Genomic DNA, 23,868 nt, shown 5'->3' with positions numbered 1-23,868 from the left:
CGGTCGGGCGGCCGGGTGGCCGTCGGGACCGCGTCGGTCAGTCACCCAGGGCCAGGCAGACGTTCTCCTGCTCGCCGACGGCGACAGCCAGCCGGCGGGTGCCGTCGGCGTCGAACGTGATCACGTGCAGCCCGTCGAGGAGGTAGTAGCCCCGGGGGTGGTGGTCCCCGGGCCGGAAACCGAAGCCGGCGGGGCCGACGATGGTGTAGCGGGACCAGGTGCCGTCCGGCCGGTGGTCGGCGGCGCCGGAGCCGCCCGCGTCCCGCCGCGCGGCCCGTCCGGTGTCGACGTTGACGAAATCGACGACCAGCGGGCCGGCGAACTCCTCCCGGCGGACCGCGCCGTCGGGGTACCGGGCCACCACCCGGACCCGAACGTCCTGGTCGACCACCCGCACCTGGAGCGGGAAGGAACAGTACCGGCCGGCCGGGGCGGTCCACTCCTGCTGCACCCAGGTGCGCCAGGGCTCCGGCCGGTAACCGCCGGGCCGTGCCCCGTCGACCGGTCCGTCGACCGCGGACGCGGGTGCCCCCGCCAGGAGGGAGCCGAGCGCGATCGTGCCCACCAGCGCCGTCCGGACGAGTCTGCGCATCACCACCACCGCCTAACCGTGAAAGGTCGAATAACCGGTGTGCAGAGGTTGACTGGTTAGCTGGTGTCCCGTCAAGGCATACTGGCCGGGTGCACTGGATCGACGTCGACGGTCATCCCATGCCGGTGCTGCTCGCCGGCCACCGTGGACTGGAGCTCTGCAACACCTGGGGCGGGTGGGACGAGTCGCCCGCGCCGTACCGGGAATGGCTGCGCGGCTACGACCGGCTCGCCGTCTGGGCCGGGCACGCGGACCTGCTCGACGCCGCCACGGTACGTCGGCTCCGGTTGACGGCCGAGGAGCGGCCGGACGCGGCCGACCGGGTGCTGGCGGAGACGAGGACGCTGCGCGCCGCCCTGCGCGCCGTCCTGCTGACGCCCGGCGACACCGCCGCGTTCGACGTCGTCGCGGCCATCGCCGAGCAGGCTGCCGCCGCTTCCCGGCTCCACGCCGACGCGGCGGGGACCGCGCGGTGGACACTCGGCGAGGAGGCGGGGCTGGCGCTGCCACTGCTCGCCTGCGGCCGGGCCGCTGCCGACCTGCTCACCACGGCGGACCGGCACCGGGTGCGGGCCTGCCCCGGCGACGACTGCGGCTGGCTCTTCCTCGACCCGCGTGGCCGGCGGCGCTGGTGCAGCATGGCGGTCTGCGGCAACCGCGCGAAGGTCCGTGCCTACGCCACCCGGCACCGCCGGCCCGATCACCGGTGAACGGGGAGCCTTCACTCTCGGGTCGAACCCAGCCCCGAACCCCGCTCGACGTCGAAGAGCCACCGAGGCGGCGAGCATGTCGGGGAGGTCCGGGGCCTGCGCGGCCCCCGCGCCCGCCCGAGGTGCGCGGGGACCGTCACAGCCGTCAGCTGTGCGAGAACCAGTACTGGGCCGACCAGACCGAGGTGCCCTTGGTCCGGAACACGTTGTGCTCGCCCGTCTTGATCGTCTTCGAGCCGAGGAAGACCTTCGCGCCGTTGCCGTGGGCATACACGTAGACCGGCTCGGTGCTCCCGGCGGTGAGCGTGATGCTCCAGCACTTGCCCGGCGCCACCACATGGCTGGTGAACCCGCCGCGCCAGGGGAATTCCAGGGTCGACGAGAAGCCGGTTCCCTTGTTGCAGAGTCCGGTCCGGTTGGTCGCTGCCGCTGCCGGCGTCGCGGCGGTGGTCAATCCGGCCAGGACGAGAGCGCCGACCACGACCGGTCGCCACGTCTTGCGCATACGAGTCAAAGCTGCCATCTGTGCTCCTAAAGCCTTGTAGTGGGATGTTGCCGCGGACCAGTCCAGACAGGCGCATAACGCGTTCGTCTACGGGAGACACGGATGCCTCGGGTGGATTGGTTCACGGAACTTCCGCACTCGGCCCCACGCCTGCGCGGCGACTCCGCTGGCGCGGCACGACCTGCCCGGCAACGGGGCGACCCGATTCGGTGGGACCGGGCGGAGCCGGTTCGCGGTCAGACGTCGAGCGGGTCGGCGAGGAGCCGCTCGAAGGCCAGTTCGGCCGCGCCGATCAGGGGGGCGTCGTCGCCCAGCTTCGGGGTGCGCAGCCGGACGTGCTCCCGGCAGGCGGCCAACGCCATCGAGTTGAGCCGGCTGCGCACCTGGGCGGCTGCGGCGAGGTAGAGGTCCCGCATGGTGCCGCCGAAGACGACCATCTCCGGGTTGAGGATGTTCACCAGGTTGGCGACGCCGAAGCCGAGCCAGTCGCCGGCCTGACGGACCGCCGCCTGGGCACTGGCGTCCCCGCGGGCCGCCGGGTCCACCACGGCCAGGATGGCGTCCTGCCCCTCCACGCCGTCACGGCCGGCGGCCCGGAGCAGCGCGCGGCCGCCGATCTCGGTCTCCCAGCAGCCCCGGGAGCCGCAGCCGCACGGCTGCCCGCCCGGGTTGACCACCATGTGGCCGACCTCGCCGCCGTAGCCGGCGTGCCCGGTGACCCGTCGCCCACCGGCGATGATGCCCGCCCCGACACCGGCGTCGCCGTGCAGGTAGACGACGTTGTCGCAGCCCACCGCCACACCACGGACGTGTTCGGCGAGGACCGCCAGGTCGGCGACGTTGCCGACCACGACCGGGTGCCCGGTGCCGAGCCCGGCGCGGAGCAGTTCGCCGAGCGGCTCGTCGACCCAGCCGGTGGTGGGGCTGGACCGGACCAGGCCGTCGTCCCGGCGGACCATGCCGACCACCGCCACGCCCGCGCCGACGCAGACCGCGCCGGACGGGGCGCCCTGCTCCATCTCCTTGACCATGGCGGTGAGCAGCGGCGCGGCCTCCGCCGCCGCCGGGCCGTGCGGCCGGGGCAGTTCCCGGCGGTCGAGCAGCTCGCCGCCGAGCCCGACCCGCGCGGCCCGCAGCCGGTCCACCTCGACACTGAACGCGTACGCGAAGACCCGCTCCGACTCGGGCCGGACGACCAGCGAGGGTCGCCCGGCCCGGCCGGTCTCCTTCGGCGCTCCCTCGCTGACCAGTCCCGCGCCGGCCAGGTCGGCGGTGAGCGCGCCGATGGTGCTGCGGTTCAGTCCCAGGGCGGTGGTGAGTTCCGCCCGTGAGGTCGCCCCGTGCACGTGGACGTAACGGAGCAGCGCGCCGAGGTTCTGCCGGCGGATCTCGTCCTGGCTGGGTCCTGTGCGCATGCTCCTGGTACTCCGGTCGAGGGACGTGGTCAGCGGTTGCCGGTGGCGGCGGCCCGTCGTCGCGAGAACGCGTCGACGCTGGCGGCGAGCAGCAGCACGACTCCGGTGACCACGTACTTGACCCCGGCCTCGTACCCCATCAGGCCCATGCCGTTGTCGATCACCGCGACCACCGCGCCGCCCAGCACCGCGTCGAGCACCCGTCCCTTGCCGCCGAAGAGGCTGGTCCCGCCGATCACCGCCGCGCCGACGGCGTAGAGCAGTACGTTACTGCCCCCGGTGTTCGGGTCGACCGAGTTGGCCCGGCTGGCGGCCACGATGCCCCCGACCGCGGCCATCGTCGAGCAGATCACGAAGACCGAGATCCGGATCCGGTCGACGTTGATACCGGCGCGGCGGGCCGCCTCCCGGTTGCCGCCGACCGCGTAGACGTGCCGGCCGTAGCTGGTGCGCTGGAGCACGAAGGTCCAGAAGATCAGCAGCACCGCGATAATGGGCACCACGATCGGTACGCCCTTGAGCGAGTTGATCAGGACGTTGCGGCTGCGCTCCAGGTTGAGGATGTAGACCGCCAGGCCGAGGACGACCGCCAGCCCGCCGATCCGGGCCAGCACCACCGGGAACGGATCGGCGAGCAGGCCCCGCGCGGTGCGCTTGCGGTGGCGCAGGAGTTGCAGGGCCGCGTACCCGCCGACCAGCACGGCGAAGAAGAGCCAGCCGAGCGTCGGGGTGAGGTTGCGGTTGGCGATCGCCACCAGCACCTCGTCCCGGATCGAGATGTTGCTGCCGCCGCTGATCAGCAGCAGCACGATGCCCTGGAAGGCGAGGAAGGCCGCCAGGGTGACCACGAAGGACGGAATACCGATCTTCGCGACCAGGAAGCCGAGGACGAGCCCGATGACCAGGCCGGTGGCGACGGCCGCGAGCACCGCCACGTACCACGGCAGGCCCGCCTTGGTGACGATGTTGGCCAGGACGGCGGCGCAGACCCCGCTGGCGAAGCCGGCGGAGAGGTCGATCTCGCCGAGCAGCAGGACGAAGACCAGCCCCATCGCGATCAGCGTGACCGCCGCGCCCTGGGTGAAGAGGTTGGCGAAGTTCTGCGCCGACAGGAACGACGGTCGCATGATCGAGAAGACCGTGCAGAGCACGACCAGTCCCAGGACGGCCGGCAGCGCCCCGATGTCGCCGCCGCGTACCCGGCTGATGTAGTTGCGGACGTGGCCGCCCACGGTCGGCGTGTCGGTGACCGCCACCGGACCGACCTTGCGCACGGCGGTGCTGGTCATCGGAGGGCTCCTGGGGTGCTGTCGGCGGATGCGCCGGTGTCGGGGGGCTGCGCGCCGTTGCCGGCCGTCAGGCCGAGCGCGCCGGACCGGCCGGCGGTGATCAGTTCGACCACCTGGGCGTGGGTGATGTCGGTGGTCTTCACCTGGGCGACCATCTGCCCGAGGTAGAGCGCGGCGATCCGGTCGGAGACCGCGAACACGTCGTTCATGTTGTGCGAGATGAGCACGACGGCCAGGCCGTTGTCGGCGAGCCGCCGGACCAGTTCGAGCACCTGGGCGGTCTGCGCGACACCGAGGGCGGCGGTCGGCTCGTCCAGGATCACCAGCTTGCTGTTCCAGAGCACCGCCTTGGCGATCGCCACGGTCTGGCGCTGGCCGCCGGAGAGGCTGGAGACGTGCTGGCGCAGCGACTTGACCGTCCGGACGTTCAGCCCGGCCAGGGTCTCGGCGGCCATCTGCTCCATGGTCGGTTCGTCGAGCACGATGCCGGTGCGCTTCTCCCGGCCGAGGAACATGTTCTGCACGATGTCGAGGTTGTCGCAGAGCGCGAGGTCCTGGTAGACGACCTCGATGCCGAGGGCGGCGGCGTCCCGGGGGCTGTTGATGGTCACCGGCCGGCCCTCGAAGAGGAACGTGCCGGCGTCGGTGGGGTAGATGCCGCTGATGCACTTGACCAGGGTCGACTTACCGGCGCCGTTGTCGCCGACCAGGGCGGTCACCTCCCCCGCGTGGGCGGAGAAGGCCACGTCACGCAGGACCTGGACCGGGCCGAAGCTCTTGTCGATCCCACGTAGTTCCAGCAGGGGGGTGGTGGACACGGGTCTCCTTCACGTCTGTCGAGCCGCCGGGGCGGGCGTCACCGGGGTTGCGGTCCCTGGGTGACGCCCGCGCTCCGGTGGGGGCACCGGAAACCGGTACGGCTCAGCTGATCCCGGCGTCGGCGCAGAGCTTGGCGTACTCGGCGGTGCAGAGCGCCTCCTTGGTGACGAAGCCGTCCGCCACGACGTCCTTGACGTTCTCCTTGAAGATCAGCTTCGGGGTGAGCAGGACGGAGGGCACGTCCCGGCCGCTCTCCGGGTCCTTCACCGTCTGCCCGGTCTCCTTGCGCTCGCCCTTGGCCAGCCCGATGGCCAACTCGGCGGCGGCGTCCGCCTCCTGCTTGATCGCCTTGTAGACGGTCATGCACTGGTCACCGGCGAGGATGTTCTGCAACCCCTGGAGGTCGGCGTCCTGCCCGGTCACCGGGACCTTGCCGTTGAGCTTGTTCTTCTTGAGCACCGAGATGGCCGCGTTGCCGAGGCCGTCGTTCGCCGCGAGCACGCCGTCGATCTTGCCGCCGGTCTGGGTCAGCATCTGCTCGAACAGCGTGGCGCCCTGGGCGTTGTCCCAGGCCGGGACGGACTGCTCCGGGCCCTTCACGTACTCGCCGGAGTCGAACTTCGGCTTGAGCACCGAGTCGTAGCCGTTCTTGAACAGGGTGGCGTTGTTGTCGGTGGGGGAGCCGTTCAGGTACGCCACCACCGGCTTCTGCACGCCCTTGTCGGTCAGGCACTTCGTCAGGCCCTCGCCCTGGAGCTTGCCGACCACCTCGTTGTCGAAGCTGACGTAGTACTCGGCGCTGCCGCCGAGGGTCAGCCGGTCGTAGTCGATGGTCGCCACACCCTGCGACTTCGCCTTGTCCAGCACGGCCTTGCCGGTGCCCGAGTCCAGGTTGACGATCATCAGGGCGGTCACCCCGCTGGTGATCATCTGGTCGGCGATGGTCTGGAAGTTGGACTTGTCGTCCTGGGCGTTCTGGATGTCGTAGTCGACGTCGGCCGCCTTGAAGGCCGCCTCCAGGAACTTGCGGTCGGCGTTCTCCCACCGGCCGGAGGACTTGCTGTCCGGCAGGATCACGCCGATCTTGGGCTTCTTGTCGGAGCCGGCGTCGTTGTCGCCCGAGTCGTCGCCGCAGGCGGTCACGCCGCCGGTGACGAGCAGACCCACGGTCGCGATGGTGAGGATCCCTCTGCGCATGTGCGGGGTTCCTTTCGGGGTGGGGGTGTGTTGTTTTGTTGTGCCCGGCAACGTATTCCCCGTCACACTCCGAGCGCAAGACCGTCGAGGTCATGGATTTGTTGGCTGCGGTAACAATTCAGCAACGCCAACGAAACGCGCAGGTCGGACGGCCGTCACCAAGCCCGGGTCGAACGAAGATGATCAACGCCTCACCCGAAGGTCGGGCAGCGTGGGAAAAGAGAAGCGGGTCGCCGTCGGTGGTGGCCGGCCGCTCAGCGGGTGGCGATCGGCGCGGTGGTCGCCCCGGTCAGCGCGACCAGGTCCGCCGGGGCGAGCTGGACCTGGAGCCCGCGCCGCCCGGCCGAGACGTAGACGCTCGGGAAGGCCAGGGCCGAGGCGTCCAGCACCGTCGGCAGCCGTCGGCGCTGACCAAGCGGGCTGATGCCGCCACGCACGTAACCGGTGGCGCGTTCGGCGAGGACCCGGTCGGCGAGGACGGCCCGCTTCCCGCCGGCCGCCCCCGCGAGCGCCTTGAGGTCCAGCTCACCGGTGACCGGGACGACCGCCACGGTCAGGGCACCGTCCACCTCGGTCACCAGGGTCTTGAACACCCGGTCGGCCGGTACGTCGAGCGCCGCGGCGACCTCGGTGCCGTAGTTCGGGGTGTCCGGCGCGACGTCGTACGGGTGGACGCTGTGTCCGATCCCGCGCTTGACCAGCAGCGCCGTCGCCGGTGTCCCCCGTCCCGCCACGGGCTCAAATCTAACCGGTCGGACGGCAGACCAGCGCGGTCGGCGCCCCGGCGACCCGGGTGAGCACCACACTCGCCGCCTGGTCGCCGGCGAGCCGCAGGTCGCGCCGGAGCCGTTCGGGTTCCAGCGCCGAGCCGCGCTTGAGGATCTCCACCCGCCCCACCCGTCGGTCGCGCAACAGGGCACGTAGTCGCTTCAGCGAGAACGGCAGCACGTCGGTGACCTCCAGACAGCGGGCGAAGGGGGTCACGCCGGGGGTGTCCGCGTACAGGTAGGCGATGCTCGGGTCGGCGATCGTCGCGCCCAACGTGGCGGCGAGTTCGGCGACCAGGTGCGCGCGGACCACCGCCGGATCCGGGTCGTGCAGGTAGCGCCGGACCGGGCCGACCGGAGCCTCCTCCGCGCCCGAGCCGGTGAGCTGGTGCGCCCGCCCGGCCCGCAGCACGGTCGCCCGACGGGGCAGCTCGGCCAGCCGGCCGCACCAGAGCGCCGCCTCCACCAGGTCGCCGTCGACGCTGACCCACTCGGCCTCCGCGCCGGTCGGGATCAGCGCGTGGTCCAGCCCGGGGGCCACCTTCACCACCGTGTGCGGCACCCGGGCGGCGAGGTCGGTCACGAAGTCCCACGGAGGTGAGTAGGCCTTCGGGTCGAAGATCCGCCGGCCGGTGCCGGTGCTGCGGCGGGCCGGGTCGCAGAAGACCCCGTCCACCCGGGACACGTCGAACGCGGTCGCGTCGCCGCACTCGACGGTGAACGCGTCGGCCAGCCCGGCCGCCCCGGCGTTCGCGGCGGCCATCGCGGCGGTGAGCGGATCGGCCTCCACCCCGTACACCCGGATGCCGGCCCGGGCGGCGGCGAGCGCGTCCGCGCCGAGACCGCAGCCGAGGTCGGCGAGGGTGCGTACCCCGGCGTCCCGCAACCGCGCGGCGCGCCGGTCGGCGACCACCCGCCGGGTCGCCTGCTCCAGCCCGGCGCGGGTGAGGAACATCCCGGCCGCCTCCGGGCCGAACTTGCCGGTCGCCCGTCGCCGCAGCTCGGCCTGCGTGAGCGCGGCGGCGGCCAGCCCGGCCGGCACGCCGGCCGAGCGGAGCGCGGCCGCCGCGCTCAGCGGGTCACCGCCGGCCACCCGTGCCGCCGCGTCGAGCGCGGTCGACCCCTCGGGGGTACGCAGGACGGCGAACTGGTCGAGATCCACCCGACCCATTCTGGACCGCCGGGTTCGGGAGGTAGCAGGGGTCCCTTGTTACCGCTTTTTGTCGAACAGGGGACCCCTGCAGGCACCCGGACCCCGCCCGGGTCAGGGCAGGGCCCGCAGGAACGGGCCGTGGTTCAGGCGGAACTCCCAGGCGTAGAACCGGTCCCAGTTGATCGACCAGGTCATCAGCCCCCGGAAGGCCGGGTTGGTTCCGCTACGCGGGGCGTACGACCCGCAGCTCTGCCCCTTGACCAGGCAGTTCACCGCGGCCTGCACCCCGGCCGGGGCGAGGTAGCCGTTGCCGGCGCTGGGGGAGGAGGGCGCCCCGAAGGCCACCTGGTCCTCACGCAGCGCCGGGAAGAACCGGTCGGGGTTGCCGGCGACCGGGAAGCCGGCCAGCAGCATGTCCGTCATCGCGATGTGGAAGTCGGCGCTGCCCATCGTGTGGTACTGGTTGTCCAGCCCCATGATTGGTCCCGAGTTGTAGTCCTGCACGTGCAGCACGGTGAGGTCGTTGCGCAGCGCGTGGATCACCGGCAGGTACGACCCGGAGCGCGGGTCCTGTCCGCCCCACGGGCCCTGTCCGTAGTACTGGTAGCCGAGCTGGACGAAGAACGTCTCCGGCGCCATGGTGAGCACGAAGTTGGCCCCGTACCGCTGCTTGATCGTGCGGATCGCCGAGATCAGGTTGACGATCACCGGCGTGGTCGGGTTGCGGAAGTCGGTGTCCCCGGCGTTGAGGTAGAGCGAGTGCCCCTCGAAGTCGATGTCGAGGCCGTTCAGGCCGTACCGGTCGATGATGGCCGACACCGACCGGACGAAGGTGTCCCGGGCGGCGGTGGTGGTGAGCTGGACCTGGCCGTTCTGCCCGCCGATGGAGAGCAGCACCTTCTTGCCCTGCGCCTGCTTGGCGCGGATCGCGGCGATGAACTCGGCCTCCGTCTCCACCCCGGGGCACTCGGTCGCCGGGCAGAGCTGGAAGCGGATGTCGCCCGAGGTCACGGTGGTCGGCTCACCGAAGGCCAGGTTGATGATGTCCCAGTCGGCCGGCACGTCGGCCATCCGCAGGTAGCCCGAGCCGTTGGCGAAGCTGGCGTGCAGGTAGCCGATCAGCGCGTGCCGGGGCAGCCCACCGGGCGGCGGCGTGGTCGGGGGCGGCGTGGTCGGCGGCGGGGTGGTGGGGGGCGGCGTGGTCGGCGGCGGGGTGGTCGGCGGCGGCGTGGTCGGCGGGCCGCCGGCACAGGGCGCGCCGTTGATCGTGCAGTTGACGGGGGAGCCGGAGCCGGTGACCAGGAAGCCGAACGACACCGAGGCGCCCGGCGCGACGGTGCCGTTCCACGACCGGTTGGTGAAGGTGTGCCGCCCGCCGGCGCTGGTCAGGGTGGCGTCCCAGTAGGAGCCGAGGGTGGTGCCCGACGGCAGGGCGAAGGCGACCTGCCAGCTGGTGATGGTGGTCGGGCCACCGTTGGTGATGGTGTAACGCCCCTCCCACCCGGTGCCCCAGTCGGCGGTCCGGACGAGGGTGGCGGTCGGACCGGCGGCCTGGGCCGGCGCGGCGACGACGAGGGTGGTGGCGGTGATGGCGGCGAGGGCCGCGACGGCGGCCAGCAACAGTCTCGGGACAGGGCGACGCATCCGGACCTCCCGGTAGGAGAGCCGTCGGATCGACGGATGCCTAATTATTAGGATTGTTAACTGTAATTGTCCAGGTGTGGTGGCGAGTGATCCGGTCGCGGACCGTGCTGCGAGGGTGGGCACGGCGCGGGCGGGGGTGGGCGGCTCCGGCCGACGCGACGCGCCCCGCCGTCGTTGGCACTCTCCTTGACGGAGTGCTAGCGGCGGCCTAATCTGCGATTAGCACTCTCCCATCGAGGGTGCCAGCTTCCGGGCCTCGCCCGGAGGTTGAACGCCAGGCGGACCGGCACCCGCGACGACGGCCCCGCCCGGTGGCATGTGGCAGATTGACGCTGGTCGGCCCCGCCGACCGGTTACGAAACCAAGTACCCCAGGAGGGTATGCCCGTGACTACCGCGACCAAGGTTGCGATCAAGCCGCTCGAGGACCGGATCCTGGTCCAGGCGAACGAGGCTGAGACCACCACGGCGTCGGGCATCGTGATCCCCGACACCGCCAAGGAGAAGCCGCAGGAGGGCACCGTCCTCGCTGTCGGCCCGGGCCGCGTCGACGACAAGGGCAACCGGATCCCGGTTGACGTGCAGGTCGGCGACACCGTCATCTACTCGAAGTACGGCGGCACCGAGGTCAAGTACGCCGGCGAGGAGTACCTGGTGCTCTCCGCCCGCGACGTCCTCGCGGTCATCGAGAAGTAACCAACCGATCAGTGTCGCTGCCCCGGTCCGGCTCGCCGGGCCGGGGCAGCAACGCTTCGAAGGGATATCCATGGCGAAGATCCTGAGCTTCTCGGATGACGCCCGGCACCTGCTCGAGCACGGTGTCAACGCCCTCGCGGACGCGGTCAAGGTCACTCTCGGCCCGCGCGGGCGCAACGTCGTCCTGGACAAGAAATTCGGTGCGCCGACGATCACCAACGATGGGGTCACCATCGCCAAGGAGATCGAGCTCACCAACCCGTACGAGAACCTCGGCGCGCAGCTGGTCAAGGAGGTGGCGACCAAGACCAACGACGTCGCCGGCGACGGGACCACCACCGCCACCGTGCTCGCCCAGGCCATGGTCCGCGAGGGCCTGCGCAACGTGACCGCCGGGGCCAACCCGGCCGGCCTCAAGCGCGGCATCGACGCGGCGGCGGCCAAGGTCTCCGAGGCCCTGCTCGACCGGGCCGTCGAGGTGGCCGACAAGACCTCGATCGCCCACGTCGCGACGATCTCGGCGCAGGACGCCACCATCGGCGAGCTGATCGCCGAGGCGATGGAGAAGGTCGGCCGGGACGGTGTCATCACCGTCGAGGAGGGCTCCGCCCTGCACACCGAGCTGGACGTGACCGAGGGTCTCCAGTTCGACAAGGGCTTCATCTCGCCGAACTTCGTGACCGACCTGGAGTCGCAGGAAGCGGTCCTGGAGAACCCGTACATCCTGATCACCACGCAGAAGATCTCGGCGATCGAGGAACTGCTGCCGCTGCTGGAGAAGGTCCTCGCGGACAGCCGGCCGCTGCTGATCGTCGCCGAGGACGTCGAGGGCCAGGCGCTCTCCACGCTGGTGGTCAACGCGCTGCGCAAGACCATCAAGGTCTGCGCGGTCAAGGCGCCGGGCTTCGGTGACCGCCGCAAGGCGATGCTCCAGGACATGGCGATCCAGACCGGCGCCGAGCTGGTCGCGCCGGAGCTGGGCTACAAGCTCGACCAGATCGGGCTGGAGGCGCTCGGCACCGCCCGCCGCGTGGTCGTCGACAAGGAGAACACCACCATCGTCGACGGTGGCGGCCAGGACACCGAGGTCGCCGACCGGGTCGCGCAGATCCGCAAGGAGATCGAGGCCTCGGACTCCGAGTGGGACCGGGAGAAGCTGGCCGAGCGGTTGGCGAAGCTCTCCGGCGGCGTGGCGGTCATCAAGGTGGGCGCGGCGACCGAAGTCGAGATGAAGGAGCGCAAGCACCGCATCGAGGACGCCATCGCGGCGACCAAGGCGGCGGTCGAGGAGGGCACGGTGCCCGGCGGTGGTGCCGCCCTCGCGCAGATCCTCCCGACGCTCGACGACGACCTCGGCTTCACCGGGGACGAGAAGGTCGGCGTCTCGATCGTGCGCAAGGCGCTGGTCGAGCCGCTGCGCTGGATCGCCCAGAACGCCGGCCAGGACGGCTACGTCGTCGTGCAGAAGGTCGCCGGCAGCGAGTGGGGCCACGGCCTCGACGCCGCCGCCGGGCAGTACGTCGACCTGGTCGGCAACGGCATCATCGACCCGGTGAAGGTGACCCGCAACGCGGTGACCAACGCCGCGTCCATCGCCGGCCTGCTGCTCACCACCGAGAGCCTGGTGGTGGAGAAGCCGGAGAAGGCCGAGCCGGCCGCCGGTGGCCACGGGCACTCCCACGGCCACGGCCACCAGCACGGCCCCGGCTTCTGAGCCGTCCGCGACACGGTACGGCGGGCGCGCCGCTCCCCCGGGGCGCCCGCCGGCACGTCGCACCGCAGGGCACGCCGTCCCCGTGACGGCGTGCCCTGTGTCGTACGTGGACCGGTGGGCTTGGCCCGGAGGGAACGGCACCGGACGGGACCGGATGGAGGACTCGCGCGGCGGGAGCCTAGCCGGCGTCGCCGGGTACGTCCCGCCAGGCGACCTCGGGATCGAGCAGGGGCGCCCAGGATGGGCGGTACCGCGGCGCGCGGCGGTCCAGCTCGGTCCGGAGGTCGCCGAGGTGCATGTCGTAGCGGGGGGACGGGTACCAGTCCGGCCAGGAGTCGTAGCGCCGCTCGACGGCGTGCCCCTCCGGGGTGGTCGTCAGGCGGAGGAAGAACCAGCGTCCCTCCTCCGGGTGGGTCTCCGCCGTCCGTAGCGCGCGGGTCAGGCCGGACAGTTCCCGGAAGCCCTGCCAGTCGGTCTCCCCGATGAGGGCACGCGGTGGCTGCGGCCCCCGTTGCGTGGCGAGGCTGGTGTCGGTGGCCGCCACGAGCAGGGTGCAGCGCCCGTCGCCGGCCGGGGCCTGCCCGCGGACCCAGGCCGCCAACGCGTCGAGCTCCGGGCGGTGTTCCGGCTCGGTCCGCCGTCGTTCGGACTCCTCGCGCATGGCGGCCCGGACCAGGTCCTCGTGCCCGTCGACGCTGAGCGCCCGTACCCGGCGGCCCGGAACGGCGGTGCCGGCCGGGACGACGGGCGGGGCCACGGCGTCGGGGGTGATCCCGGCGGCGTCCGCCACGGCGAGGGCGGCGGGCAGGTCGACGGCGTCGGCCGGGAGCCGGCCGAGCAGCCCGGAGAGGTGCCCCGCGTCGAGGGCGCGTGCCTCGGCGGCGGCGAGCAGGCGGGTGGCGGCCCCGGCCACGTCGTCCCGCTCGGCCGGATCGTCCCGCCCGTGTTCGCCCCACTCGAAGACCACGTCGACGAGTTCGAGCCGGGCCCGTTCGGCGTCGAGCACCGAACGGGCGGTGGCGACCAGCCCGTCCGACACGTCGTCCGGGTACGGCACCCGGGACCAGACCCCGTCGTCGTACCAGTAGACGTAGCCGAGCTGGTCGTCGGCCTGCCAGCGGAGCAACTCCGGCCAGGGCAGCCAGGCCGGGGCCCCGTCGAGCAGGTCGATCGGGGGCGTGGCGGCCGCCGTGTCGCTGTACTCGTGGTCGTAGCCGAAGAGCACCGCCCGCCCGCCGTCGACCAGGACCAGGCGGGACCGGTTCCCGCCGTGGTCGTCGTGGTGGGCGCCGTCGGCGGCGCACCAGTAGACGTCGTGGACGCCGAGCGCGGCGAGGGCGCTGGCGAACAGGGCCCAGCGGTTCCAGAGCAGGTGAGGCGGGGGACGCAGGTCAGGCGAAGGCGGCACCGGTGGCATGTGGCCATGCTGCCGGACAGCACGCTGCCGCGCCCCCGGCGGGGGCGCGGCAGCGGTGGTCCTGGTCGGTGCCTCAGGCGACGTTGCGCTGGGCGGGCACCGTCGACTTGTGCGGGCGGCCGAGGCGGGCCTCCAGGCGGGCGATGTCCACCCGGCTGCGTCGCCGGTCGGCCAGGTCCTCCCAGCCGATGGCGAGCAGACGCAGACGCTCGGACTCGCTGAAGCCGCCCCACACCCCGTACGGCTCGCGGACGGCGAGGGCGTGCGCCGCGCACTCGGCGCGCACCGGGCAGGCCCGGCAGACCGCCTTGGCCCCCGACTCCCGGCGCAGCCGGGAGGAACCACGTTCGCCGTCCGGGTGGAAGAACTGGGCGCTGTCGCGGCCCCGGCAGGCACCGAGCCGCTGCCAGTCCCAGAGGTCGACGATGGGTCCGGGCAGTCTACGTACGTTCGACATCAGCACCCCTCCTCCCGCGCGGCACCGCCGCGATGGTCTGTCAGGCCGTCCCGGGCGACGGTTCGCGCGAGCACGCCGGGTCCGGCCTGGCCCCTCCGATACCCTGCCGTTCGCCCGCTCACACGTGTGTGATCGAAAAGCTCCGGCAACTCGCGTCAAAGGCCCCATATGTCGGAAAAGTTCGGAGAATTGCCCGGAACGCCCTCATGATCAGCGCCGCCCGTGGTCTGCTTCCTGACGGAGAGGAGACCCCACTGTGCGTACGGTTCTCGTCTGCGTCCGAACCCCGTTGGCGGCGCAGCACCTGTCTTCCGCAGCGGCCAGGCTGGGCCTGTCCGCCGTCGTCCGTACCGCCGTCTCTGATCCCGAGGTGATGCTGCGCCTCGCCGAGCAACCGCCCGACGTGGTGCTCGCCGACACCGCGCTGACCCGCCCGGACAGCGCCGGATTCGTCCGGCGCGTCCTGGCCCGGGCCCCCCAGGCGGCGGTGCTGCTGCTCGGCGCGGAGGAGTCCGGCGCGGCGGCGGCGACCATCAGCGCCGGGGCGCGTGGGCTGATCCAGGGCGTCGACCAGGATCTGACCAGCGCGGTCGCCAAGGCCCTCCTGCTGCTCACCGCACCGGGACGGTCGTCACGTCGCCGGATCACCGACCCGGCCCTCGACACCGCCGCCGTCGTCGGCGCGACCGGACGTCCGGGCGGTCGTGCCCCGGCCGCGACGCCGCCCGAGTGGCCGGGGCAGGAGGCACCGGGCGGCCCGGCGATGGTTCCGGTCCAGCGCGGCGACGACGAACCGGACGACGACGCGGAGCCGGAGTCCGGCCGGACGGCGCAGAAGCCTCGCCGACCCGAGCCGGCCGGACGCGGGCGGGGCGGGATCGGGCTGACCGAGCGGGAGCTCCAGGTGCTGCTCGGCATGGCCGAGGGGAAGAGCAACGCCGAGATCGGCCGGGAGCTGTTCGTCTCGGAGGACACCGTCAAGACCCATGCCCGTCGGCTCTTCCGCAAGCTCGGTGCGCGGGACCGGGCGCACGCCGTCGCCGCCGGATTCCGCGCCGGCCTGGTCGCCTGAGCCGCTCCTCGGACGCCGGGCGTCTGACCTGGTCCCGGACGCCGGCTGGCGGAACCGATCCGGACGCCCGGCCGGAGGCGGGTCAGTCGCCGGAGGAGTCGGTGTCGTCGTCGCCGGACTCGGTCAGGGTGTCGTGCACCCCGTCGGCGTAGCCCCGGGCGTAGTCCCAGGTGACGTAGTGGTCGGGATCTGGGTCGTAGGCCGGCTCGTGCACCCGGGGGCGCCCCGAGCTGAGCAGGTGGCGCAGGTTGCCCCGGAGCAGGTCCCAGTCGAAGTAGTGCGGTTCGTGGCAGTCCTCGCACTCGATCACCAAGCCGCGGACCCCGATCGGCGCCAGCAGCGCCTGGTAGATCTCGAGGTCCGCCAGGTCCTCCAGGACGTCCTGCCGCTCGACGTCGGTCAGCGGTTCGAGCGAGTCGTCGTCACCGGGGTCGTGCAGGCCGGCGGCCGGGTCGGCCGGGTCGCCGTTGAACGGGTCGATGGGCTCGTCGTGCACCCCCTCACCGTAGACCCAACGTCGTCCGCCCGCCTGCCCCAGGCCGCCCGGCGCCCGCCGCGCCGCCGCCCGGGGCCGCCCAGCTCAATAGGTACGATGGGGTGACGCGCCCGCGTTCGGCGGCGTGTTCCGGTGCCGCGCACCACCTCACGAAGCCCGTAACGAGCAGCTCAGGAGAGCAATCGTGGATATTTCGCCCAGCACTGATCGTCCGACGGGTGTCGAGCCCGGCGAGCTGGGTGGCCACCTGCCGGAACTGCCCGCCGGCTCGGCGCGGGTGGTGCCCCTCGGCCTCACCTTCGACGACGTGCTGCTCCAGCCGGGCGAGTCGGACGTGGTGCCGAGCCGGGTCAACACGCTGACCCGGCTGACCCGCAACGTCAGCCTCTCCGTGCCACTGCTCTCCAGCGCGATGGACACGGTGACCGAGGCGCGGATGGCCATCGCCATGGCCCGGCAGGGCGGCATCGGCGTGCTGCACCGCAACCTCTCCGTCGAGGACCAGGCGCTCCAGGTCGACCTGGTCAAGCGCTCCGAGTCCGGCATGATCACCAACCCGGTGACGGCCAGCCCGGACGACACCCTCCGCGACGTCGACGCGCTCTGCGGGCGGTACCGCATCTCCGGCGTGCCGGTGGTGGACGCCGAGGGCCAGCTCGTCGGCATCGTCACGAACCGGGACATGCGCTTCGTCACCGAGCCGAGCACCCCGGTCCGCGAGATCATGACCCGGACCCCGCTGGTCACCGCCCCGGTCGGGGTCAGCAAGGACGAGGCGCTGACCCTGCTGCGCCAGCACAAGGTCGAGAAGCTGCCGATCGTCGACGACTCGGGCCGGCTGCGTGGGCTGATCACCGTCAAGGACTTCACCAAGAGCGAGCAGTACCCGAACGCCACCAAGGACGACGCCGGCCGGCTCCGGGTCGCCGCCGCCGTCGGGGTCGGCGAGGACTCGTACAAGCGGGCCCGGGCGCTGGTCGACGCGGGCGTGGACGTGCTGATCGTGGACACCGCGCACGGGCACCAGCGGGCCGTGCTGGAGATGGTCCGCCAGCTGAAGAAGGACACCGGCGTCGACGTCGTCGGCGGCAACGTGGCCACGTACGCCGGCGCGAAGGCGCTGGTCGACGCGGGCGCCGACGGCGTCAAGGTCGGTGTCGGGCCGGGCGCGATCTGCACCACCCGCATCGTCGCCGGGGTCGGCGTGCCGCAGATCACCGCGATCATGGAGGCGGCCCGCGCCGCCCGCCCGGCCGGCGTCCCGGTGATCGGCGACGGCGGCATCCAGTACTCCGGCGACATCGCCAAGGCGCTGGTCGCCGGGGCTGACACGGTGATGCTCGGCAGCCTGCTGGCCGGCTGCGAGGAGAGCCCGGGTGAGCTGATCTTCGTCAACGGCAAGCAGTTCAAGGCGTACCGGGGCATGGGCTCGCTGGGCGCGATGCAGTCCCGGGGCCAGGCCAAGTCCTACTCCAAGGACCGCTACTTCCAGCAGGACGTGACCAGCGACGAGAAGCTGGTCCCCGAGGGCGTCGAGGGTCAGGTGCCGTACCGGGGGCCGCTCTCCCGGGTCGCTCACCAGCTCATCGGCGGCCTGCGGCTGGCGATGGGGTACGCGGGCGCGGAGAGCATCCCCGAGCTGCACAGCCGTGGGCAGCTCATCCGGATCACCGCGGCCGGCCTCAAGGAGAGCCACCCGCACGACATCCAGATGACCGTCGAGGCGCCGAACTACCACACCCGCTGACCATCCCCTGCGACAACTGGAGACCCCCATGCGTGACGTGGTCGAGATCGGGCTGGGCAAGACCGCGCAGCGCGGCTACCACCTGGACGACATCGCCATCGTGCCGAGCCGGCGGACCCGGGACGTCGACGACGTCTCGACCGGCTGGCAGCTCGACGCGTACCAGTTCGGCATCCCCTGCGTCGCGCACCCGTCCGACGCGACGATGAGCCCGGCCTCGGCGGTCCGGCTCGGCCAGCTCGGCGGCCTGGGCGTGCTCAACGTCGAGGGGCTCTGGACCCGGTACGAGAACCCGACCAAGGTGCTGGAGGAACTGGCCGGGCTCGGCGAGGACGCCCGGGCCACCAAGCGGCTCCAGGAGGTGTACGCCGAGCCGATCCGCCCGGACCTGATCGCCGAGCGGGTCCGGGAGCTGCGGGCCGGGGGCGGCACGGTGGCCGTGCGGGTGTCGCCGCAGCACACCCTGGCGCTGGCTCCGGTGATCCTGGACGCCGGGGTCGACATCCTGGTCATCCAGGGCACCATCGTCTCCGCCGAGCACGTCTCCACCACCGACGAGCCGCTGAACCTCAAGGAGTTCATCGCCGACCTCGACCTGCCGGTGATCGTCGGCGGCTGCACCGACTACAAGACGGCGCTGCACCTGATGCGCACCGGCGCGGCCGGGGTGATCGTCGGCATCGGTGGCGACGGCTGGTCGACCACCGAGTCGGTGCTCGGCATCCGGGTGCCGATGGCGACCGCCATCGCGGACGCGGCGGCGGCCCGCCGGGACTACCTCGACGAGACCGGCGGCCGGTACGTCCACCTGATCGCCGACGGTGACGTGCAGACCTCCGGCGACATCGCCAAGGCGCTCGGCTGCGGCGCGGACGCGGTGATGCTCGGCGAGCCCCTCTCGCTCTGCGCGGAGGCTCCGGCCGGCGGCGCCTGGTGGCACTCGGCGGCGAGCCACCCGTCGCTGCCGCGGGGCGCGTTCGAGACGGCCGGCGAGCCGCTCGGGGAGATGGAGCGGCTGCTCTTCGGCCCGGCCGACGAGCCGGACGGCCAGCTCAACCTCTTCGGCGGCCTGCGCCGGGCGATGGCCAAGTGCGGCTACCGCGACCTGAAGGAGTTCCAGAAGGTCGGCCTGGTCCTGGACCGGTAGCTGGTAGCAGGGGTCCCCTGTTACCGCTTTTCGATGAGGAGGGGTCCCCTGCCACCACCTCCGGCGAGGACGCCCTCGGCGACTGCTGACCGTTGCCGGAACCGGCCCGTGACCGACCGTCCGGGCCGGTTCCGGCTCGTCGCCGTGGTGCTGGCCCTCGTCGTCGTGCCGGCCCTGACCGGCTGCACCCCGAAGGCCGATCCCGCCGGTGACGAGGGCGCCGCCGGCATCGGCGACCGCTACTTCCCCCGGTACGGCAACGGCGGCTACGACGTCGCCGGGTACGACCTGCGGGTGCGCTACGACCCGGCCACCGACCGGCTCGACGGCACCACCACGGTGACCGCCACCAGCCGGCAGGCGCTGACCCGGTTCAACCTCGACCTGGTCGGGTTGACCGTCTCCGCGGTCACCGTGGACGGCCGGCCGTCCACGCACCGGCGGGACGACGCCGAACTGGTGGTCACCCCGGCCGAGCGGATCGCGCCGGGCCGTCGGTTCGCCGTGGTGGTCGAGTACGCCGGGGTGCCCGGCACGGTCACCAACTCCGGCCTGGGGCAGGGCGGCTTCCTGCACACCTCCGACGGCGCGGTCGCGCTCGGCCAGCCGGAGTCGGCGAGCACCTGGTTCCCGGTCAACGACCACCCGTTCGACAAGGCGACGTACGACGTCGAGGTCACCGTCCCGGACGGCCTGGCGGCGGTGAGCAACGGGGTACCGGAGGGACGGACCAGCGCGGGCGGCTGGACCACCTGGAAGTGGGCCGAGCGGACCCCGATGGCGAGCTACCTGAGCACCCTGGTGATCGGGGATTACCGGGTGCGGACCGGTGTGCACAAGGGGCGGCCGGTGGTCACCGCGGTCGCCGCCGGGCTGCCCGCCGACGGCCCCGCCGCCCGGTCCCTGGACCGCACCACCGAGATCGCCGACTACCTGGAGACCCTCTTCGGGCCGTACCCGTTCGAGTCGTACGGCGGGATCGCGGTCGCCGACCCGCGCGTCGGGTACGCCCTGGAGACCCAGTCCCGCCCGGTGTACGGGCCGGGGTTCTTCGCCGACGGGCAGCCGAACCCCAACGTGGTCGCGCACGAGCTGGCCCACCAGTGGTTCGGCAACAGCGTCTCGGTCGCCCGGTGGAGCGACATCTGGCTCAACGAGGGCTTCGCCACCTACGCCGAGTGGCTCTGGACGGAGCACACCGGCGGCCGGACGGCCCAGCAGAGCTTCGAGCGGCAGTACGCGGTGACCGACTGGTCGATGCCCACCCTCGACCCGGGCCCGGCCCGGTTGTTCTCCACCGCGGTCTACCAGCGGGGTGCGCTCACCGTGCACGCCCTGCGCCGGACGGTCGGGGACGACGCCTTCTTCCGGATCCTGCGGACCTGGACCCTCGAACGGCGCAACGGCAATGCGACCACCGGCGACCTCGTGCTGCTGGCCGAACGCCTCTCCGGTCGGTCGTTGCGTCCGCTCCTCGACGCCTGGCTGGTCGGCGACACCGCCCCGGCCATGCCCTGACCGGGTGTGTGATCATCGGAACGCCCGGTCGGCCCGGCCGTGGCGGACGAGCCGGCGGTACCGGTCATGGGCACTCCGGCCCGCCGCGCGGATGAGCCGCGCCGTCTCCTGGAGGTTGCGATGACACAGGTACGGCGTACGACACGCCGCGCCGCACTGCTGCTGGCGGCGGGACTGCTGGTGGTCGGTTGCGAGTCGTCACCGCCCGAGCCGGAGGACGTCCCGGAGCCGTCCGCCTCGTCGCCGAGTGTCCGAAAGTTCGTCCCCGGTGCGCCCGGGGCGGGGGACGCCTACTTCCCGAACTACGGCAACGGCGGCTACGACGTCCGCGAGTACGCGGTGAAGGTCCGTTACGACCCGGCGCAGGACCGGCTCGCCGGTGTGGTCACCGTCCGGGCGACCGCCACCGTCGACCTGTCCCGGCTCAACCTGGACCTGGCCGGGCTCACCGTCCGGGCGGTCAGCGTGGACGGGGCGCCGGCCGCGCACACCCACCGGGGGGCGGAGCTGACCGTCGTGCCCGCCGCCGGCCTCCCCGCCGGCAACGGCTTCGAGGTCGAGGTCCGCTACGACGGCAAGCCCCGACCGCTGGAGAACGAGGCGCTCGGCGAGGGCGGCTTCCTGCACACCTCCGACGGGGCGATCGCGCTCGGCCAGCCGGAGTCGGCGAGCACCTGGTTCCCGGTCAACGACCACCCCTCCGACAAGGCGACGTACGACATCGAGGTGACCGTGCCGGACGGGCTGGTCGCGGTGAGCAACGGCGTGCCGTCCGGCCGGGCCAGCGCGGACGGCTGGACCACCTGGAAGTGGGCCGAGCGGACCCCGATGGCGAGCTACCTGAGCACGCTGGTGATCGGGGAGTACCGGATGGAGACCGGCGAGCACAAGGGCCGGCCGGTGGTCACGGCGGTGAGCTCCCGGATCCCCCGGGGCGCGGCCGACACGTCGATGGCGCGCACCCTCCAGGTCGCCGACTACCTGGAGACCGTCTTCGGGCCGTACCCGGTCGGGGCGTACGGCGGGGTGGTGATCTCGGACAGCCGGATCCGCTACGCGCTGGAGACGCAGAGCCGTCCGGTCTACTCCGCCGGGTTCTTCGACTCCGGTGAGAACACCGGGATCGTCGTGCACGAGATCGCCCACCAGTGGTTCGGCAACAGCGTGTCGCTCCAGCGCTGGCAGGACATCTGGCTCAACGAGGGCCTCGCCACCTACGCCGAGTGGCTCTGGGCGGAGCACCAGGGCGACCGGACCGCCCAGCAGGCGTTCGACGCCGCGTACACCGGTTCCTCGTCGGCGCTCTGGCGTACCCCTCCGGGCGACCCGGGCGCGGACGAGCTGTTCAGCGAGTCGGTCTACCAGCGCGGCGCGATGACCGTGCACGCGTTGCGGGTGACCGTCGGCGACGACGTGTTCTTCCGTCTCCTGCGGGACTGGGCCGCCGACAAACGCGACGGCAACGCCACCACCGAGGACTTCGTGGCCCTGGCCGAGCAGGTCTCCGGCCGGCAGCTCGACGCGCTCTTCGACGCGTGGCTGTTCGGCACGCAGCGTCCCGAGCGCCCCCGCTAGCTTCTCCGTCCGGCCGGGTGCCTCTGCCGGAGGGTGCGAAAAGTGCCCCTGGCGCCGGGTTACCGGCCGGTAGATGATGGCGTCCATGCGGTACGACGTACTGGTCGTCGGTTCCGGGTTCGGGGGCAGTGTGGCGGCCCTGCGACTGGCCGAGAAGGGCTGGTCCGTCGGCGTGCTGGAGGCCGGCCGGCGGTTCGCCGACCACGAGTTCCCGGAGACCTCCTGGCGGCTGCGGCGGTTCCTCTGGGCCCCCCGGCTGGGCTGCTACGGCATCCAGCGGATCAGCCTGCTCCGGCCGTCCGACCGGAAGACCGGTGGGGGAGTGCTGGTGCTCTCCGGGGCCGGGGTGGGTGGCGGCTCCCTGGTCTACGCGAACACCCTCTACGAACCCCTGGACGCCTTCTACGACGACCCGCAGTGGCGGGACATCGCCGACTGGCGGTCCGAACTGGCGGGTCACTACGACCAGGCGAAGCGGATGCTCGGCGTCACCACGTACCCGATCCAGACCGGCGCGGACCGGGTGATGCGGGCGGTGGCCGCGCGGATGGGCGTCGAACACACCGTGCACCCGACCCCGGTCGCCGTGCACATCGGCCGCCCCGGCGAGCGGGTGGCCGACCCGTACTTCGGTGGGGCCGGCCCGGAGCGGACCGGCTGCACCCACTGCGGCTCCTGCATGACCGGTTGCCGGCACGGGGCCAAGAACACCCTGGTCAAGAACTACCTCTGGCTCGCCGAGCGGCTCGGTGCGCAGGTGCGCCCGCTGACCACGGTGACCGCGATCCGGCCCGCCCCCGGCGGCGGGTACCGGGTGGAGACCGTCCGCACCGGGTCCTGGCTCCGGAAGCGACGACAGGTGTTCGAGGCCGACCAGGTGGTCCTCGCGGCCGGTGCGCTCGGCACCCAGCGGCTGCTGCACGAGATGCGGGCCACCGGGGCGCTGCCCGGGATCTCGCCCCGCCTCGGCGAGCTGACCCGGACCAACTCCGAGGCGATCCTCGGCGCGGCGGTGCCCCGCCGCCGGGCCCGGGCCGAGGGGCTGGACTTCACCGAGGGAGTGGCGATCACCAGCTCGTTCCACCCGGACGCGCAGACCCACATCGAGCCGGTCCGCTACGGGCGCGGCTCCAACGCGATGGGGCTGTTCCAGTCGCTGCTGGTCGACGGTGGCCCGCACCGGCTCCGCCGCTGGCTGGGCATCCTGTTCCGGCAGCCGGGTCTCGCGGCCCGGATGTTGTCCGTGCGCGGCTGGTCGGAGCGGACGGTGATCGCCCTGGTGATGCAGTCGGCGGACAACTCGCTGACCACCCGGCTGCGGCGTGGCCCGCTCGGCCGTCGGCTGGTCTCCGGCCCGGGGCACGGCGAACCGAACCCGACCTGGATCCCGGCCGGCAACCAGGCGGCCCGACTGCTCGCCGAGGAGATCGGCGGGGTGCCGGGCGGGTCGCTGACCGAGCCGTTCGACATCCCGATGACCGCGCACCTCCTGGGGGGCGCGGTCATCGGCGCCGACCCGGCCAGCGGGGTGATCGATCCGTACCACCGGGTCTTCGGTCACCCGGGCCTGCACGTGCTGGACGGCGCGGCGGTCTCGGCGAACCTGGGCGTCAACCCGTCACTGACGATCGCCGCCCAGGCGGAACGGGCGATGGCGTTCTGGCCGAACCGGGGCGACCCGGACCCGAGGCCGCCGCTCGGCGCGCCGTACCGCCGGATCGCCCCCGTGGCACCGCGCCGACCGGCCGTCCCTGCCGACGCCCCGGGCGCGCTCCGACACTCCCCGTAAGCGCCCCGCAGTTGCCCCGCGCCGGGTGCGGTCGCTGCCCCGCCGAGGTGGTTGCAGGGGGCCCTTCCTCGGCAGAAAACGGTAGGAAGGGCCCCCTGCAACCAACATCACCCCGCCCGCCACACCGAGCATGCCCGGCCGCTGCAGGGA

Annotated in this window: 21 protein-coding genes; 9 read left to right on the top strand and 12 right to left on the bottom strand. The window is 72.6% G+C overall.

Going from position 1 to position 23,868, the window contains the following annotated elements:
• Nucleotides 1–37: 37 nt before the first annotated feature.
• Nucleotides 38–592 (bottom strand): hypothetical protein, encoded by a 555-nt coding sequence (locus tag QSK20_RS14975; protein ID WP_285789223.1) that lies wholly within the window; start codon nt 590–592, stop codon nt 38–40.
• A gap of 89 nt (nt 593–681) precedes the next feature.
• Here QSK20_RS14975 and QSK20_RS14970 point away from each other — a divergent pair, with 89 nt between their 5' ends.
• Nucleotides 682–1,302 carry a CGNR zinc finger domain-containing protein gene (locus QSK20_RS14970; RefSeq protein ID WP_285789222.1) on the top strand — a complete coding sequence of 207 codons (621 nt, stop codon included), beginning with the start codon at nt 682–684 and terminating at the stop codon, nt 1,300–1,302.
• Between the two features lie 145 nt (nt 1,303–1,447).
• Here QSK20_RS14970 and QSK20_RS14965 read toward each other — a convergent pair whose 3' ends face one another.
• The 8 genes from QSK20_RS14965 to QSK20_RS14930 all read right to left on the bottom strand — a co-directional run bounded on the left by QSK20_RS14965 (nt 1,448) and on the right by QSK20_RS14930 (nt 10,070).
• A complete protein-coding gene (locus QSK20_RS14965; RefSeq protein ID WP_285789221.1) occupies nt 1,448–1,825 on the bottom strand; it encodes a hypothetical protein in 378 nt (125 codons plus the stop codon).
• Nucleotides 1,826–2,043: 218 nt separating this feature from the next.
• Complete coding sequence (locus QSK20_RS14960; RefSeq protein ID WP_285789220.1) at nt 2,044–3,222, bottom strand: ROK family protein; 1,179 nt, start codon at nt 3,220–3,222, stop codon at nt 2,044–2,046.
• A gap of 29 nt (nt 3,223–3,251) precedes the next feature.
• Nucleotides 3,252–4,511: a sugar ABC transporter permease gene (locus QSK20_RS14955; protein ID WP_285789219.1), complete on the bottom strand. Its 1,260-nt coding sequence runs from the start codon at nt 4,509–4,511 to the stop codon at nt 3,252–3,254.
• Complete coding sequence (locus QSK20_RS14950; RefSeq protein WP_285789218.1) at nt 4,508–5,329, bottom strand: ATP-binding cassette domain-containing protein; 822 nt, start codon at nt 5,327–5,329, stop codon at nt 4,508–4,510. Before QSK20_RS14950 ends, QSK20_RS14955 begins: the two co-directional genes overlap by 4 nt.
• Nucleotides 5,330–5,432: 103 nt before the next feature.
• A complete protein-coding gene (locus QSK20_RS14945; protein ID WP_285789217.1) occupies nt 5,433–6,527 on the bottom strand; it encodes a sugar ABC transporter substrate-binding protein in 1,095 nt (364 codons plus the stop codon).
• 254 nt (nt 6,528–6,781) lie between these two features.
• Nucleotides 6,782–7,261 carry a Cys-tRNA(Pro) deacylase gene (gene ybaK / locus QSK20_RS14940; protein WP_285789216.1) on the bottom strand — a complete coding sequence of 160 codons (480 nt, stop codon included), beginning with the start codon at nt 7,259–7,261 and terminating at the stop codon, nt 6,782–6,784.
• A 10-nt stretch (nt 7,262–7,271) separates the two neighbouring features.
• Entirely contained in the window at nt 7,272–8,456 is a 1,185-nt protein-coding gene (locus QSK20_RS14935; RefSeq protein ID WP_285789215.1) for a THUMP-like domain-containing protein, read from the bottom strand.
• Nucleotides 8,457–8,558: 102 nt separating this feature from the next.
• Nucleotides 8,559–10,070 (bottom strand): chitinase, encoded by a 1,512-nt coding sequence (locus QSK20_RS14930; protein WP_285789326.1) that lies wholly within the window; start codon nt 10,068–10,070, stop codon nt 8,559–8,561.
• Nucleotides 10,071–10,477: 407 nt separating this feature from the next.
• Here QSK20_RS14930 and groES point away from each other — a divergent pair, with 407 nt between their 5' ends.
• Together groES and groL are read left to right on the top strand one after the other, a co-directional pair.
• A complete protein-coding gene (gene groES / locus QSK20_RS14925) occupies nt 10,478–10,786 on the top strand; it encodes a co-chaperone GroES (RefSeq protein ID WP_502888899.1) in 309 nt (102 codons plus the stop codon).
• A gap of 70 nt (nt 10,787–10,856) precedes the next feature.
• Entirely contained in the window at nt 10,857–12,500 is a 1,644-nt protein-coding gene (gene groL, locus QSK20_RS14920) for a chaperonin GroEL (RefSeq protein WP_285789214.1), read from the top strand.
• Between the two features lie 178 nt (nt 12,501–12,678).
• Here the strand turns inward: groL and QSK20_RS14915 are convergent, their stop codons facing one another.
• Together QSK20_RS14915 and QSK20_RS14910 are read right to left on the bottom strand one after the other, a co-directional pair.
• The gene (locus tag QSK20_RS14915) at nt 12,679–13,908 is read right to left on the bottom strand and encodes a hypothetical protein (RefSeq protein WP_285789213.1); all 1,230 of its coding nucleotides are present in this window, start codon (nt 13,906–13,908) and stop codon (nt 12,679–12,681) included.
• Nucleotides 13,909–13,990: 82 nt separating this feature from the next.
• A complete protein-coding gene (locus tag QSK20_RS14910) occupies nt 13,991–14,374 on the bottom strand; it encodes a WhiB family transcriptional regulator (protein WP_285789212.1) in 384 nt (127 codons plus the stop codon).
• Nucleotides 14,375–14,630: 256 nt separating this feature from the next.
• On the opposite strand from QSK20_RS14910, the gene QSK20_RS14905 reads away from it, so the two are divergent.
• Nucleotides 14,631–15,446 carry a response regulator transcription factor gene (locus QSK20_RS14905; RefSeq protein ID WP_285789211.1) on the top strand — a complete coding sequence of 272 codons (816 nt, stop codon included), beginning with the start codon at nt 14,631–14,633 and terminating at the stop codon, nt 15,444–15,446.
• Nucleotides 15,447–15,528: 82 nt separating this feature from the next.
• Here QSK20_RS14905 and QSK20_RS14900 read toward each other — a convergent pair whose 3' ends face one another.
• Nucleotides 15,529–15,942: a DUF5319 domain-containing protein gene (locus tag QSK20_RS14900; protein WP_088982122.1), complete on the bottom strand. Its 414-nt coding sequence runs from the start codon at nt 15,940–15,942 to the stop codon at nt 15,529–15,531.
• A gap of 184 nt (nt 15,943–16,126) precedes the next feature.
• Between QSK20_RS14900 and guaB the strand changes: the two genes are divergently transcribed.
• The 5 genes from guaB (at nt 16,127) to QSK20_RS14875 (ending at nt 23,718) form a co-directional block, all read left to right on the top strand.
• Nucleotides 16,127–17,689: an IMP dehydrogenase gene (guaB, locus tag QSK20_RS14895; protein WP_285789210.1), complete on the top strand. Its 1,563-nt coding sequence runs from the start codon at nt 16,127–16,129 to the stop codon at nt 17,687–17,689.
• A 28-nt stretch (nt 17,690–17,717) separates the two neighbouring features.
• Nucleotides 17,718–18,836 (top strand): GuaB3 family IMP dehydrogenase-related protein, encoded by a 1,119-nt coding sequence (locus tag QSK20_RS14890; protein ID WP_285789209.1) that lies wholly within the window; start codon nt 17,718–17,720, stop codon nt 18,834–18,836.
• A gap of 108 nt (nt 18,837–18,944) precedes the next feature.
• Entirely contained in the window at nt 18,945–20,354 is a 1,410-nt protein-coding gene (locus QSK20_RS14885; RefSeq protein WP_285789208.1) for a M1 family metallopeptidase, read from the top strand.
• A gap of 120 nt (nt 20,355–20,474) precedes the next feature.
• The gene (locus tag QSK20_RS14880; protein WP_285789207.1) at nt 20,475–21,929 is read left to right on the top strand and encodes a M1 family metallopeptidase; all 1,455 of its coding nucleotides are present in this window, start codon (nt 20,475–20,477) and stop codon (nt 21,927–21,929) included.
• A gap of 85 nt (nt 21,930–22,014) precedes the next feature.
• Complete coding sequence (locus QSK20_RS14875) at nt 22,015–23,718, top strand: FAD-dependent oxidoreductase (RefSeq protein WP_285789206.1); 1,704 nt, start codon at nt 22,015–22,017, stop codon at nt 23,716–23,718.
• Nucleotides 23,719–23,868 lie beyond the last annotated feature (150 nt).

The sequence above is a fragment of the Micromonospora sp. NBRC 101691 genome, from assembly GCF_030269285.1.
Lineage (GTDB): Bacteria > Actinomycetota > Actinomycetes > Mycobacteriales > Micromonosporaceae > Micromonospora > Micromonospora echinospora.
Note: the sequence above shows the minus strand (reverse complement) of the source record. Positions and strands in the feature narration are given on the sequence as shown.